Origin of the sequence: Photorhabdus akhurstii (assembly GCF_019090985.1) — a bacterium.
Classification (GTDB): domain Bacteria; phylum Pseudomonadota; class Gammaproteobacteria; order Enterobacterales; family Enterobacteriaceae; genus Photorhabdus; species Photorhabdus akhurstii.
The window spans coordinates 4509428-4525974 of sequence record NZ_CP020335.1 but is presented as its reverse complement, the minus strand read 5'-3'; the positions used below and the strand labels follow the sequence as shown (position 1 = coordinate 4525974).

8 protein-coding genes are annotated in these 16547 nt (G+C 45.7%); all 8 read left to right on the top strand.

Features of this window, described 5'->3' with window-relative positions:
• The first annotated feature begins 95 nt into the window (after positions 1 to 95).
• The 8 genes from B0X70_RS19375 to B0X70_RS19340 all read left to right on the top strand — a co-directional run bounded on the left by B0X70_RS19375 (position 96) and on the right by B0X70_RS19340 (position 15157).
• Entirely contained in the window at positions 96 to 1691 is a 1596-nt protein-coding gene (locus tag B0X70_RS19375) for a beta-ketoacyl reductase (RefSeq protein WP_217470150.1), read from the top strand.
• Positions 1692 to 1805: 114 nt separating this feature from the next.
• Entirely contained in the window at positions 1806 to 5111 is a 3306-nt protein-coding gene (locus B0X70_RS19370) for a non-ribosomal peptide synthetase (protein WP_217470149.1), read from the top strand.
• Positions 5104 to 9198, top strand: coding sequence for an SDR family NAD(P)-dependent oxidoreductase (locus B0X70_RS19365; RefSeq protein WP_217470148.1), 4095 nt, complete (start codon positions 5104 to 5106; stop codon positions 9196 to 9198). The genes B0X70_RS19370 and B0X70_RS19365 overlap by 8 nt, the downstream gene beginning before the upstream one ends.
• A 91-nt stretch (positions 9199 to 9289) precedes the next feature.
• On the top strand, positions 9290 to 10987 hold the full coding sequence (locus B0X70_RS19360) for a beta-ketoacyl synthase N-terminal-like domain-containing protein (RefSeq protein WP_246593342.1): 1698 nt from the start codon (positions 9290 to 9292) through the stop codon (positions 10985 to 10987).
• Positions 10988 to 11037: 50 nt separating this feature from the next.
• Complete coding sequence (locus tag B0X70_RS19355; RefSeq protein WP_217470147.1) at positions 11038 to 12807, top strand: aminotransferase class III-fold pyridoxal phosphate-dependent enzyme; 1770 nt, start codon at positions 11038 to 11040, stop codon at positions 12805 to 12807.
• A 129-nt stretch (positions 12808 to 12936) separates the two neighbouring features.
• Positions 12937 to 13422: a hypothetical protein gene (locus B0X70_RS19350; protein WP_046395736.1), complete on the top strand. Its 486-nt coding sequence runs from the start codon at positions 12937 to 12939 to the stop codon at positions 13420 to 13422.
• A 98-nt stretch (positions 13423 to 13520) separates the two neighbouring features.
• Positions 13521 to 14390, top strand: coding sequence for a beta/alpha barrel domain-containing protein (locus tag B0X70_RS19345; RefSeq protein ID WP_217470146.1), 870 nt, complete (start codon positions 13521 to 13523; stop codon positions 14388 to 14390).
• Between the two features lie 17 nt (positions 14391 to 14407).
• Entirely contained in the window at positions 14408 to 15157 is a 750-nt protein-coding gene (locus B0X70_RS19340) for a creatininase family protein (protein ID WP_036782223.1), read from the top strand.
• The last annotated feature ends 1390 nt before the right edge of the window (positions 15158 to 16547 follow it).

Below are 16547 nucleotides of genomic sequence, written 5' to 3'. Positions count from 1 at the left end.
CGCATAGGGGACGAAAGCCTGATGCGTTTTGATAATGTGCAGCTTAAACGGGCTACACGTGTGATGTTTTGTTTCGTGGTTTGGAGAAGAGTGGCATGCAACTATTCAATCTGGATTGGGTGAAACGTAATATCGTATTGCCCGAAGTTCCGTTATTAACTCAATGTACTGTCATTAGCAGAAACACCGATTTTACTCACCGGGTGAAGGAATTGATTGAGGCGAAAGGCATAGATGTCGTTGATATTGATCTTGGCGCAGATCCCGCCTCCCAAATTGACTCAATAGGGGACACGGACACCCTGATCTATTTGGCTAGCCACGAAGAATTCTTGGACGCTGCGGATATTGTGGCTAATGAATTACGTGAGTTCGAAAGTTTACGCCTTATTGCTAATAAAGTTGCTGAGCGCCCTCACGATGCAAAACCGCGGCTTTGGGTCCTTACCCAAGGTGCGCAGAGGTCTGGCGAGCAATTTAATACAGTAGGTTTGTCTGGTAGTAGTTTATGGGGATTAGGCCGGGTCATTGCGAAAGAGTATCCCTCTGTTGACGTTGGCTTGATTGATTTGCCGGTTAAACAGGTTGGGAACGAAGAGATAACATCGGTTCTTGCCATCATGGCAAATCAGCATCAACAGAGAGAGTTTCTCATTCATGATCAATGTATTTGGCAGCGTCAGGTTGGACCGTTAGCGGTTAGCCAAGAAAAGACGGAGATAAAACAGAATGCAAACTATCTTATCACCGGCGGGTTTGGCGATACCGGGCGTATGCTGGCGGATAGTCTGTTTGCGGCCGGAGCAAGGCACGTCACGTTGATGGGGCACTCCGCTCCGCCAGCTAATTTAATTACTGAGTCTGAACAGCGAAAAGCACAGGGTTGCAATCTCCGTTTGTTCCAAGGTGATGTAGCCGATATCGAGGACGTCAAAGCGGTGTTGCGACGTATCGATAGAACGGGTCACTCTTTACGGGGGATCTATCATTTGGCAAGCGTTGTTGAAGGCGCTCTGCTTACCACGTTAAACAGCCGTTCGGTTGAAAAAGTTTTCCGCCAGAAAATAGCGGGAAGCTGGAACCTACATCTGGCAACTCAAGGGTTAAACCTGGATGGATTCATGACATTTTCTTCACTGTCAGAGATTATTGGCGTTGCAGGTCAGGGGGCATGTACTGCCGCGAACGCATTCGTGGATGCCTTGATGAGATATCGGGCCGCGACTGGGTTATCAGGCATGGCGATCGCATGGCAGCCTGGGGGGGATATTAAAAATGTCATGGATACCGTCATTAGAGCGGATATTGCTCCTTATGCCGGGCTGATTGCTGGAAACTTTAGTCAGGTTGCTCTGGAGCGGCTGATTTACCAGCAAGAGCCGGTGAATGATATAGAGTCCGCTTTCAGTTCTACGCAAAGTGATAATGCTATGGTCACGCCTGAAAAACCTTCTCATGAAGAGCAACGTCAGGCGATGACTGAAATAGTGATAGAAGAGCTGAAAAAATTGGTTGCAGGAGGAAACGTTACTGCCGACACGAAATTGAGTGAAATTGATATGGACTCTATGTCGGCGGTGACGATTGCTCAGCGGTTGCGTGGGATCATTGGGAAATTAGTCCCCATGTCCGTTTTTTTTGACGACTGTAGCATTTCTGAGCTGGTTGAAAAGTTGAAACGCTATTTCTGACGAGCCGTTGATTGATGGAGTAACACCAAGCACAAACTTTGCCCTCTCCGTAACGAGGCTGGCTTAGCCAGAGGGTAGGGATACTGTTTAAGTATTTATGGAGCTTGACACGTTATGTATAAAGATTACTCACAGATTAGTGATGAAGAATTGCTGTCCATGCAACAAAGAGCCTTATGGTTCATTGACAACTATACCCCTGGCGATTCCAAATATAATATTTCCATGGCATTCCGTACTCACGGATCGTTTCAAATCGATGCTTTTCGTTACGCGGTCAACCGGCTTGTTTCTAAGAATGCCACCCTGAGAAGTACTTTCGTTAATGTGAATGGCGAACCAAGGTTGGTCATTAACGAACACTTACCGCCGGCATTGGAGGTTTTCGATACAACGAACTTGAGCCAGAAGGCGCTTGAGGATGCGGTTCAGAACTTTCATTCCATCCCTTTTCAATTAGAAAAAGCGTCGTGTCTGCGTTTTGGTATCTACGTCGTCGGCGCGGAAGAATACGTTTTACATATGTGTGTTCACCATATTGTGTCGGATTTTACTTCACTGGGGCTGATGTGGGATCAGCTTGAACACTATTATCTGGCTGAACTTGGCGAAGATGATGATTCCTGGTTGCCGCCCGCAGAGGATTTTAAGGATTATGCCGTCAAAGAACGAGAGTATTACCAAAGTGAAGCGGCGGAGGAGTCGAAAGCTTATTGGAGTGAATGTTTAAAGCAGCCGCCAGCCGTGTTGCAATGGGATAGTTTTTGGCGTAAAGGCACTAATGACAAGTCATCCATTCTGTTTAGCATTGGTGAAGAGACAACCCAAAAAATCAAGCGGCTTGCTTCAGGAATAGGTGGATCGGTCTTCACGGTCATGTTAGCCGCATGGAGTGTTTACATTGCCAGAGAGACAAAAGCTGCCGATATCGTTATGGGGGTGCCGGTATCGATGCGTCACTCGGTTCATCAGCACATTGTCGGCTGTTTGTTTAATGTATTGCCCATACGTTTATCCGTCGAACAGACATTTAACCACTTCCTATTGGCAGCGAAGGAGCGATTGTTATCGGCCCTTGATAATCGAAATTTTTGTCTCAGCCAAATGGTCGAACACCTGGCTGTGGAACGATATGATGATCGTAATCCATTGTTTCAGACAGCGGTGAATATGTTAGGGCAGGTGGGGCAATCGCGTTGGGCTGCGCTGGAGATGGCTGACGATTCTGTTCAGGCATCATGGGCGGGACAGACTATTTCCCCATTCAGGGTTTGTCAGCAGGAAGGCCAGCTTGATATTGACCTGTTTTTTGTGGATGCCGGTTCCCACTTAAGATGTGAGTTTAAAGCGGATAAACATTTTTTCTCACATTTGGGCCTTCGGATATTTGCAGAGCGCTTCGAGCAAGTGCTTGAGATGTTGATGGCAAATCCTGATGAAGAGATGAATACTCTGTTGGCGCCAGAATCAGAGGATTACAATCTGCCATCAGGCCCGATTAATGCTGGCGTTCTTCCAGAAGTATCAAACCAAACCCTCGTTTCTCTGTTTGATCAACGGGTGACGCAACAGGCGGCGTCAATAGCGATTCGTTATGGCGCCGATACATTAACTTATTTGGATTTGCAGCGTTGGTCGCTGGAGGTCGCTGTTCAGCTTAAACAAAATGGGGTTGTACCCGGCGATCGCGTCGGGATTGCATTGTTGCCTTCACCGGAAGCGGTGGTGGCGATGCTTGCTATTATGCGTGCGGGCGCGGGATACGTACCGTTAGATCCCAGATTGCCGCAGAACCGTTTGGCGCAGATTGTCGAACAATCAGAGATGAAGGTTATCGTTGTTAACGCTGATGTTGACTCAGATAACGGGTGTACAGCTAAGCTGATGACCATTGCGACAGGACGAGTTGATCACAGTACACCTGATCACTGTACATTTGATCATTGCACGCCTTCTTCAATCGCATACAGCGTCTTCACTTCTGGCTCCACTGGAATCCCCAAAGGCATTGATGTTGAACACAACAGTGTTGTTTCCTGTTTTAACGCAATGGACGAATATTTAGCCCCCACGCCAGGCGAAGTATGGACGTGGTTCCATGCCGCCAGCTTTGACTTATCTGTGTGGGAGATTTGGGGCGCTCTGTGTTCCGGTGGGGTTTTAGTCATTGTGCCCGATGATATACGCAACCAACCTGACAAGTTGCTGGATCTGATCGCGGCAGAGCAGGTAACGATTATCACCCAAACGCCATCCAGTTTGAAAAGCCTGTTATCTGAGTTTCAGGCTCGGCCAAGGGCTTATGCGATAAAGCATTGGGTAATTTGTGGTGAAGCGCTACTCAGTGCCACGATTCGGCCCTATTTGGATGAGCGGTGGACATTGTGGAATATGTATGGCCCGGCGGAGGCAACAATTTACACCACCGTGGAGAAAGTAACGGCAGAGCTGACTGGCTACAATGTGATCCCCATTGGCAAGCCGTTAAACTTCGCAACGGTCTATCTTTTAACTCCTGCGGGGCAAACACCCCCGATAGGTGAGGTTGGCGAAATTTACATTGGCGGTCGTGGCGTTGCCCGTGGTTATGTTGGTCTTGAGCAGTTAACTGATCAACGTTTCATTGCCGATCCCTATATTCATCATGGACGTATCTATAAAACCGGTGATTTAGCCTATTGGGATGGGGAACGAATCCATTTTTGCGGTCGCGTGGATGACCAGGTAAAAGTTTCGGGTTATCGAATTGAGATTGCTGAGATTGAGGATTGTCTTAATCGCCATCACGCTATTGCGGACGCCGCCGTTATTATTGAATCTCACGAAGGGCTTGATCGTTTAGTCGCAATATTCGTCCCTGTCAGTAAGGATAACCTTCCCGAAGAGTCCGCTATTCGTGATCATCTCAAGGCTTATCTCCCCATCTACATGTTGCCTGGCAGGATTATGTTAGCGGATGAATTGCCGCGTAATGCTCACAACAAAATCGACAGAAAAGCATTAAATGGTTTGATTAAAGTGGGGCAATTGATCGATATCAGTTCGTTGAGACCGGCGCCTGTGTTACCTGCTGATTCGATTTTCGCTGAAATTTCGAGAATTTGGTGTGACGTGTTGGGAAGATCAGCCGTCGGGCTGGATGATGCATTTTTTAATATTGGCGGTACTTCATTAGCACTGACGAAAATCCATGCACAACTTGTTCAATTACCGGGATGTGGCGCTTTGACTCTTGCAGATTTATTCCGTTTTCCAACTATTCGAAAGTTAGCTAATTATCTTTTAACCCCTCTGCAATCGATGGCGCCGGTAGAAGTCGCGGATAAACCGACCCAAGCGCGACGTCAGAAAACGTTGAATGCAAGAAAAGCGTTGAAGGAGAGACAAACTCACTCGCCAAAAGGGGAACAAGATGTCTGAGAATGCGATTGCCATCATTGGCGTAACTTGTCGGTTACCTGTGGCGAATAGCTTGGATGCGCTATGGGAGAATCTTGTTGCAGGCCGAATACTTGCCAAAAGATATAGCCAGGAAGAGCTGATTCGCCTTGGGGTAGCACGGCATATATTCACGGCAAAAAATTATGTTCCTGTCGATTCGTGTTTACCGGATATTGATCTATTCGACCCGGATTTCTTTTCAATCAGCCAGCGAGAAGCTGAATTGCTCGATCCTCAACATCGAATGCTGCTTGAATGCGCATGGGAACTGGCCGAAGCGACGGGTTATGGTAATCCTTTCCGACGCCCGCGTATCGGGGTTTTTACCGGGAGTTCGATGAATACCTATTTGCCTAATGTCATTAAATCTGAGTGTGATCTGGTTTCAATAATGGGGACCGAGCTCATGCTGACTAATGATAAGGATTATCTCCCGGCCCGGATTTCATACAAACTCGGTTTTAACGGGCCGAGTGTGGCTGTTTTGACTGGCTGTTCGACGTCACTGACAGCGGTACATATGGCGATACAAAGTCTCTTGCTTGGTGAGTGCGAGATTGCTTTCGCCGGTGGTGTTTCTGTGAATGCCTATTCTCGACCGGGTTATTTTTACCAGAACGATATGATCTTCTCAGAGGATGGTTATTGTAGACCGTTCGATGAGAAGGCATCAGGGACTTTCTTTGGTGATGGGGCGGGGCTGGTGGCGCTACGGCCATTGGATGAAGCCATTAGCAATGGGGATACCATCCATGCGGTGATCCTCGGTTCAGCGGCGAATAATGATGGTTCAGCGCGGGCGGGCTTTGCGGCGCCGGGGGTGGATGGGCAACGAAAACTGATTTTGGATGCTCAGGCGCTCGCCGGTGTTGGGCCGGATGAATTAGGAATGATTGAGGCGCATGGTACCGCAACGCCGCTTGGGGATTCGGTGGAATATGCCGCGCTTTGTCAAGCTTTCCGCCAGAATACGGATCGTGAGAGATTTTGTGCGTTGGGATCGATCAAGGCTAACGTAGGTCATTTAGCGGCGGCGGCGGGAGTTGCCGGATTAGCCAAAACGATAATGGCGCTCAAGACCGGCGCCATTGCCCCACATCCGACTTTCAACAGGGCTAGCTCTGCTATGAATCTTGAGCAAAGTCCCTTCATTATCAACACGATTCCCATTAATTGGCCGGTGAAAGGGCCACGGCGGGCAGGGGTTAGCTCTTTTGGCGCCGGTGGTAGTAATGTTCACATGATTTTGGAACAAGCGCCGGTACGAAGGGCAGGCCAAAATAACGTTGGCTGGCGAGCTATTCCGTTAGGGGGACGCAGTGCCGATGCCTTGAACACATTGAGCGCCGATTTGGCAAAAATGTTGGAGGCTGAACCAGATACGCATATTGATGAAGTGGCTTTTACTTATGCGGAAGGGCGTGCCGCTCAGCCATACCGAGCCTGTTTGTATGCTAAAGATGTAAAAATGTTGATTGATGGTATTAAAAATGCCGATTTTACCGTCACAGCACAAATCTCTGAACCACAACGCTTGGTGGTGGCGCTTGGTCCGGCTATTCGATCCGCTTTATCAATGCAGATACCTGGCTATTGGCAAGAAGTGGATAGGTTGCTGTCTGAATTGCCGACAGATGTTTCCTGTGACATCAGTAAAATCGATATCACTGAAATGACAGTAAGTGATGGCAATAAGGGAAAAATTGCTAATCTTGTGGCGATAATCGCGGCGATCAATTGTTGGCGGAAGATGATTTCGACGCCAATATTCATCATATCCGATAGTCGTTACGACCTTGCGGTTGCTTGCTCGTTAGGCATGCTGACACTGCCTGAAATCGTTGATAAGTTGCTAGAAAACGCGACATCACATTTCGTTGAACGTGCTATCGCTTTGCCCGGAAGTTTTTGGTCTAAACATCACGGCATGATTGATGGCAATAATGTGAAGGCCATCTTAATTAATGGAGCCTCTTCGAGCTTACAGCAACAGAATGAGATCATATCAGCAAATGACGTGATATTAGCATTGGGCTATTCGCCTGATAGTTTCTCTGAAATCGTGGCAAAACCTGAAAATATTATTCGTTTGGATGCTGCCCATGAAGAGCACGACTCTCTTAAAGAGCACGATCTGGCTTTAGTCAAACTGGTCGGCAAGCTCTGGCAACGTGGTTTGGTGATAGATTGGTCGATATTGCGAGGCGGGGAGGTTGTTCAACGTATTCCACTACCGGTTCAACCTTTGCAACGTCGGCGCTGCTGGTACACAGATTCAACATTACCCGAGTACAAACCGGAGACTTATGGTCAACCTATAGCAAATTCTGAAACTTCCGACGAGTCAGTCGGCGTTTATGTTGAACGCTGGAAACGAACACAGCGCCTGTCGCCGGTATCATCATCGGCGACTAAGCATAACTGGCTGATTTTCTACGATAACAGCGATAAAGAAATTTGTCCGATTGCGGATGTACTGCGTGAACTGGGGCAAAATGTGTTTGAAGTGCATGAAGATCGTGCCACTTCTTGCGATGAAACAGCTTTCCATAAAACAGCGTTTAGCGTCAACGTTGATGATCCCATCAATATTCAGTGTTTGATGCTAAGGTTGCAGGAACAACAAGCGCATACGCCCGATCATATCCTCTTCATTTTGGGTGATATCCCGTCAACGGATGACCTGCCGGTAGAGAAAGATCGATTCACCTTTACGCTATTTAATTGGGTGAAAGCGTTTTCTCAAGTGGGAAATAAAACCATGTCGTTAACATTGATTGGCCCCGGTTTTGTTGACGTGATGGGCAGCGAACCACGGAGTGTTGAGCGGGCTACGGCGCTGGCATCCATTCCCGCGATCAGCCAGGAATTGCCCGGCATGATAGTGAAAGTTATCGACACACCAGCCAAAGAACTTAGCTCTCTCAATGATGCTCAACATATCGTGGCTGAACTTTTCACTGCTCACGATCAGAATGTGGTTGCTCTGCGTCAGGGTTGGCGTTGGGAACGCTATTTTGACGTTGTAAACCCGGCAGTTAGCGAAAATCTTTCATCTGGCATGATCTGTTTAGTGACCGGAGGATTAGGAACGGTTGGTTTTGGTATTACACAATATCTGGTCACTAAGTTTAACGCGAAACTTATCCTGCTCGGCCAGACACCCAGAGATCTTACTCAATCTGATACGTTGCAGAGCCAACGGATAGCGCAATTGCGCAATATGGGGGCGGACTTTGCCGTGATTACCGCCGATGTGACAGATAAAGCCGGTGTGCTGGCGGAGCTTTCCCGTGTGGAATCCAGACTGGGGGCTGCGAATTGCTTTGTCCATGCCGCCGGGCCTTCTGGTCAGGCAACGATCCAGTGGCTACAAAATTCTGACCATCATGATTGGGAAAAGTTGATGCAGCCAAAGTTAAAAGGGGCGGCTGTTTTGCATGAAATATTTGCCGATCGTCCTCTGAAGTTTGGTTGTTTTGTCTCATCTCTGTCAGTGTTCGCGGGGGGATTGGGGCTTGCGCCTTATGCCGCGGCAAACGAAGCGGGTGCCGCATTTGCTGCAATCCACCATTTGGATAAACCCTATTTCTCCATTGATTGGGATGGATGGGAAGGTTGGGATGAATCAAGTAGTTTCAAATACAGCGTAAATCGCGCTCGCCCGTTACATCATGCCGATGTCGTTAATGCATTGGATATTATTTTCTCCGCCTGCCATGCAGAGCCGCGTTTTGCCGTCTCCACCATACCTTTGAATGATCGGTTGCATGATGTTGTGGAAAATTCATTGCCGGCGGAGACGGCGCAGCCTGCAATGGCATCTCCCTCGGCATCAAATAAATCCATTATCGATGAGATGGCAGCCATTTGGCGTGATGTACTGCGCTGCCCTGTTGATCATGAATCGAACTTTTTCGATTTAGGGGGAGACTCACTGGTCGGAGCTGAGTTGGTGAGACTAGTTAAGGCTCATTTTAATGTTGCGGTATCTATGGTTGATCTTTTCGAATCGAGCACCGTGGCGTCTCTTACGATGCAAGTCGAGAAAAAACGATGCAAATAGAAAAAAAGCGCAATCAAAGCAGGGTGCTCTAGTGCAAATCATGCTCTAGCGCGGATCGGCAGGACCAACGTGTTCGGGAAAGGGAATTAGCATGAAATCAAAAACACAAATGCATTATTCAACAGATATTGCGGTTACCAGCATAGCTGGACGTTTTCCTAATGCGGATTCGAGTCAAGATCTTTGGAAGGCGATCTTAGGTAAACGAGAACTGATTTCGAGTTATACCAATGAAGAACTTCATCATCGGGGCGTTAATACTGATGAATGGGGATTGCATTACGTTCCGCGTGGTGGGTACCTCCAAGATCCAGAGGCATTTGATTACAGCTATTTTCAAATAATGCCGAGAGAAGTTTCTAAAATGGACCCTCAACAACGGATTTGTCTGGAGGTTTGCCATGAGGCGCTTGAACTTAGCGGTTATTCCAGCGGGGCAGACGCAGGGATCTGTTCAGTGTTTGTCGGCTCTCGCCGGAGTACCTGGCAGGCTGCACCGACGCTGAACCATTCTCCTGCTGACGCCATGCTGTTATTTGGCGGAAGTTCTGTCGATGCTTTGGCAACACGTGTTGCGTATAAGCTCAACTGCTTAGGGCCTGCTGTCAGTGTAGGCACTTTCTGTTCAGGTTCGCTGGTTGCTGTGCACATGGCTTGCAACAGCTTGTTGCTAGGTGAAAGTGACATGGCGCTGGCAGGGGGTGTTTGCGTCAGGTATCCGGCTCATGTTGGCTATATTTACCATGCAGGGGGAATATTGTCCCCGACGGGACGAGTTCGCGCATTCGACGAGAAAGCTGACGGTACGATTTTCTCTGATGCCGCCGCATTCGTAGTATTACGCCGTCTGGAGGATGCTCTGCTTAATGGCGAGCCGATTTTAGCGGTTATCAAGGGATCGGCCATCAACAACGATGGGGCGGTCAAAGCGGGTTATAGCGCTCCGGGTGTTTCAGGTCAGGAGCAGGTGATCCGTCGTGCGCTTGCCGCGGCTGATGTTCGAGCTGATCAAATTGGTTTAATTGAAGCGCATGGGACTGGCACACCTGTTGGTGATGGGATTGAATTACGGGCGCTAGGACGAGTATTTGCCGATGTATCTGCCAGATTCTGTGCTTTAGGCTCGATTAAATCCAATCTTGGTCATGCTGATTGTGCATCAGGTATCGCCGGGCTGATAAAAGCCATCTATGCTGTCAACTTAGGCATTATTCCGCCGTCAATGAATTGTGAATCTCCTTGTGCTGAACTACGGGACCCTGAATCCCCGTTTTATGTACCTACTGAATCCAGAGACTGGAATAACGATAAGGCGGAGAGAATTGCTGGTGTTAGCTCATTTGGGATCGGCGGCACAAATGTTCATGTTGTCGTTGCCGAACCACCGGCGACAAAGCCTGACACACCTTCCTCGGCGGCGGCACATCTGATCCCGCTGAGTGCACGTACCGAGGCAGCGTTAGCGCAAAAAATTTTGGATTTAGTGAAATATTTTGAACAGTATCCAGCCGTGAATATTGCTGATGTGGCATTTACCTTGCAGCGTGGCCGACGACATTTACCCATACGCAAGGCGATTGTCGCACGTGATATTCATGAACTGATATCGGGCCTGTTAGATAAATCCCTGGTGGTAGCCCCTCAATTGAGTGAACTGCAAGAGATGTATATTTCGCCTGCCTCTGTCTGGCAGGCCGGGGAAAGTATCAATTGGGATATTTTTTACCAGACCGAACATCGTAAACGGCTCCCGCTTCCAACTTATCCATTTGAAAGAACGGCAATCTGAGCTGTAAAACGGGTAGAGATCGTCTTCATTTTGAGGAAAGTGAGGTTGATATGAGTAATATTGAAATTATTCAGAGAGAAATAATCTCTATTTTTGCAGAAACATTTGGTTTACCGAAGGAAGAGATAAAACTGGAAATACCGTTAGTTGAATTGGGGGCGGAGTCACTCCTGTTATTTGAAGCATTGGAACCAATTCATAAACGATTTGGTATAAAATTTTCAGTACGACAATTTTTCGCAGAATTACAAACGGTTCGTCAACTTAGTGAATATATTTTGCTGGCGGATAAAAATAATGTTGTGGTGGATAAAAACAGGATTGCGGAAGATAACCATGCAGTAATTCAGCCTCAACCTGTCTTGGCTGATCAAGAAAAAAGAGTTGCTCAATCCGATACGCCAAATATTCCACCGGCTAACAAGGAACGCTTTTTTCAATGGATGTCGAGAAGTGCGCTACCGATTGAATCTGAGGAGAGAAAAAAATATCTGGCTTCATTTATATCTAAATATAACGAGCGAACGATTAAATCAAAAACGCATTCGGTAGCGGTACGTAAAAATATTGCAGACAGCCGTTCTGGGATTGGCTTTAAACCCTCCATAAAAGAGCTGCTTTACCCGATTGTCTGCACCAAGTTTGCTGGGCCTATCGTCCAGGATATTGATGGCAATGATTACATCGATATGACGATGGGGTTTGGCGCGCATCTGTTTGGTCATAGCCCACCCTTTGTAGTTAAAGCGCTTACTCAGCAAATAGACAACGGTTTTGGTTTGGGAACCCGGCATGAGATAGGCTTAGAAGTGGCTGAACTGATCAAAGAGATTACTGGCATGGATCGCGTTGCTTTTGTCAATAGTGGAACGGAAGCGGTAATGAATGCGGTTCGGGCAGCTCGGGCGCTTACTCGTCGTAATCATATTGTCCTTTTTTCTAGCAGTTACCACGGACATTGGGATGCGGTACTGGCGAGAGCCAGTGAATATGATGAAGTTAATACGACAAAACCTGTTTCAGTAGGCATACCTGAAAATATGGTTGCGGATGTTTCGGTGTTTGAGTTTGGTTCCAATGAAGCCATTGAATTTCTCAAAACGAATAGCACCGATATCGCTGCGGTGCTGGTAGAGCCGGTGCCGACTCGTGACCCAGGACTAAGCAATCCAGATTACTTGCGGCGTTTGCGTCTGGCGACCAGAGAGTTAGATATTCTGCTGATATTTGACGAAATTGTGACAGGTTTCAGAACCCATCCAGCGGGTATCCAGGGATTATTCGGCATTGAGGCGGATATTGTGACCTATGGCAAAACGATAGGTGGTGGAATGCCATTGGGCGTCATTACCGGTAGGAAGAATATGCTTGATTCGATTGACGGCGGAAACTGGAACTTCAACGATGACAGCTTCCCCGCAGCGGAGCCGACATTCTTTGGCGGGACCTATTTTCAACATCCGCTTTGCATGGCTGCCGCGAAAGCCACTTTGCTGGAGATCAAAAGGAGAGGGGAATCTTTTACCAAGGCATTGACTCGACGTACTGAATGGTTTGTTTCACGTTTGAACCAACTGTTCTTAAATCGTCGGGTTCCCATCGAAGCAAGATCGTTTTCCTCATTTTTTAGATTAATTCATCGCGACAACATGGATTTGCTTTACTACAACCTGTTGATGAGAGGGGTTTATATCTGGGAATGGCGTTGCTGGTTTATCTCCGATGCACATGATGACACTCATCTGGAAAAAGTTTATTTGGCATTTGTGGATAGCTTGGATGAACTTGAGGAAAACAACCTGCTTCCTCGATATAGCTAGATCAAACTAGATTATTGTGAGCGATAACTTATTGAACTATTAAGCATCCTATCCTCTGGCTGTGCTGATTTCGGTGCTTTGAAACGACGGCTCATAGTCTGTTGGGTAAATAAAATTAAGGAGAGCGTTATGCCGTTGGCAAACAAAAGCGTTTTCATTGGTGGGCCGATTCAATCCGCAATTTACGATGGTGGTTTTCATGAAGAGTTAAGAATGACCATCCAATTGGCGGTTAAGACGGTAGAGACACTGAATGGCAAGGTATTTTCGGCACATTTAACTGAGAAATTTGGTATTGATACCCCCAATTATACGCCGGAGATGGTATCGAAACGAGATTTCCAATGGATGCAGCAGTGTGATTTTTTCATGCCCATTCTCCCGGTTCATCAGGATGATGAATTATTACGTACTGACGGTACGCATATTGAGCTTGGTTGGGCTTCTGCCCTGAAACGGCCTGTCTTGTTGATCACTAAACTACCGATAGTGCGTGGCGGTAGCCATTTATTAAAAGGATTGGAGCATATTTGCAATTTGTCGAAATTGGACATTCAAGATTTTCGTCATAATCCGCGGCAAATTGGCGAGATTTTCAGGAGTTTTGCAGTTTAGTCGCTATGGAGCGCCTTTTGGAGATATACCGCCTTTCTATTGAATTGAAAGGCGGGTTAATAGCAAGTTTGTTTGAATGGGTAATTTGTGGAGTTACGATGGAAAATCAAGTTATTGAACCGATTTATGATGTTTTAGGAATGAAGATAAAAAACCCAATTATTGTTGGGTCGGGCCTGCTTTCTGATCAAGCTAAAAATATTCGCCAGTTCATCGCTCACGGCGCAGGGGCGGTCGTGACAAAAACGATTTATCCGCGCTCAGAAAAATTGCATACAGAAAAGACCTACTTGTTCAGTACAGGGATGTTGAACAATACGACATATTCGAAGAAAACCGTTGAATATTGGTTAACGCTTCTCCGTGAATTTAAGGAAGAACAACTTCCGGTGATAGTTTCTATCCATGCTGAATCACCTGCGGCGTTAGGTGAATTGGCTGTTCGAATCTCGGAAGTGACCGATGCCCCTTTGGAGTTGGGTATTTCATGCTTGCATGCGGACGACTTCACGGAAGACACACCGGAACGTGTATTCAACTACACCAAAGCGGTGAAGGAGCGAACGGATACCCCTTTTGCGGTCAAACTCTCGCTTGGCGATAATTTGTATGGGCGAGTTCAAGCTGCGGTGGAAGGAGGAGCTGATGCGATAACCTTGAGCGATACCATTTCGGGAATTGCATTCGACACCGCGAATGGCGAAGCGCTGCTTAATGGGGTTTGCGGATACTCTGGGCCGGGGATCAAACCAATGGTGCTTGCCGCTATTTATAACCTGCGTAAGAGAGGGGTGACGATTCCGATACTTGGGTCGGGAGGCGTACAGGATGGTAATGATGTTCATGAATACCTAATGACAGGGGCGAATACGGTACAGGTTTATACCGCGCTTCATCGGCATATGTATAAAACATTGCAGCGCATTGTTCATGAATATACGCAAGCCATAACGTCAGAAAAAGTATGAGAAAAAGGGATAACATCATGAATAATAATAAAATTAGAGAATTTGCGGAACTGACCAGTGAGCAGGTTTTAACCGCGGTCGAAGGTAAAACGTTGATATGGCCGATTGGCGGGATTGAGCAGCATGGGCCTCATCTGCCATTGAATGTGGATTCAGTGATCCCAGAAGCTTTTGCTCGCGTGTTGGCGGAAGATATTAATGGCTTCACCTTGCCGGTACAGCCAGTGTCTGCCAGATCATTGCCACAGAGTGGTGGAGGACTTGAATTTCCTGGCACGATTTATCTGGATGGATCAACATTTACCGCTTATATCAACCGAACAATTAAAAGCTTGTGTTCATTACCCTTTAAACAACTGGTGATCATTAATGGTCATTTTGAAAATGAAGGTTTTATTTTCGAAGCAGTAGACGCATTACGGGCGGAAGGGCATTTTAACGATCGTTCCGTTATCGTATTTAGCTGGTGGAGTTTGGTCTCTGATGATTGGACACGTGAACATTTAGTTGATTTTCCCGGTTGGCACGCTGAACATGCAGGGTTAACAGAAACGAGTTTAATGTTGCATTTACGTCCCGATTTAGTGAGAGCGGAGCGACCTGACCACGATAAACCGCCACGTGCCGGGATCTATCAAGTACCGATTAAAAAAGAGTTTTCAACGAGAGGCGTTCTTTCTAAAACATCCGGCTCAAGTGCGGAGATAGGCGAACTCATTTTCGAGCATGTCAGGCAGCAAATACTGGAACTGGTTACTGCGGATTAATCAGTCGTAATATCACTGTGTCTTTTTGATTTTGCCCTGGCTACTGGGGAAAAGTTTATTGCTTTTATATTATCAGATGCGCCTTAAAACCTTGTCTTTCAGGGGAAGGTTTAAGGCGTAGTTTTCTGTCTATCAGTATGGTTTTAACATCGGGAAAAAAGTGGCAAGCGTATTATGAAAAAACAGGTAAAAACTTTTATCATCAAAGATAAAAAGAAGTGGTTAATGTTCTTTTTCAGCGGATAAAAAATTCGATGCTATATTGGCATTGGAAGAGAAAACATCATGAAAAACAGGTTTTAAGTTTATTTTACATGGTTTTAAGAAGTTTACTGAAAATCAGAGATAATCGTTAAAGAAAGCGGATAAGATTTTAGATTAACCAGATTAACCAGATTAACAGCATTAAAAATGATTAAAGAAATATGCTTTGATTTTAATGCCATTAACACACCATTTACTCTCTATGTTTTTAAAGTATAGAAAAGAAACATAGAGTTATTAAAGTAAAAGTGAAAAAACCAAAGTGTCAGTTTAATGGAAAGTATCAATTTAATGAAAATGGCATCGTTAAATACGAGATGGAAAATAGAATTATTTACCTGTTACAGGCTCTGTTTATCATCTTTTTAACAGGGTTAACCTTATCTTTTTACTTGCATTTTCACTTCCAGACAATTGAAACTGCTTTTTACCGATAATTAGTTAGCTAAGGATTGAAAAAAATAGGTGCTTCATTAATGCCAGGTTTTAAAAAAATACAGAGTGGCTAAAAACAGCCGCTTCTCTGTCATATTTAATACATTTATCGGCAATACTATCCTCCGATTATTTTACGTTTACCTAATCTGATGCAACTATTCAAAAGTGATAATGCGGAGCGATTAAAGCTATAAAAATGACGTAATGAAAAATAGGTAAACGGTTAATTTAGTAGGATTAAAAATCTGAAAAAACATAAAGGAATATCCTTATATCATCAGGCCATTTACTGGCTTATTTATCAAAAAATAAAGGGTTGGGTTTATTAAAACCACTCAAGATTGCCGGTAAAACAGAATCAGTATTAATGCGCGTTGGTAAATAATGGATAAAAAAGAATGAATGATTAAACAGATAAATGATTATTATGATCAGCAAAGATAGAAAGCCGGTATGATTAAACTTAATAGAAAGCAGATGTCGAAAGTGGTAAAAATATCGATTAAAATTTTATACCGCTTAAAATCCAATGTTAAAACAATGTGTTCTAATAACAGTTTAAACCCTGCTAATCATAAAGCCATCAGTGAAAAAACTTGACTCTATTAATGCTTATGTAATCAGGGGGAATAAATAAGAATATGAATAAATTAATCAGATAATCTGTTTTCTTAAAGGAGCTGGATTT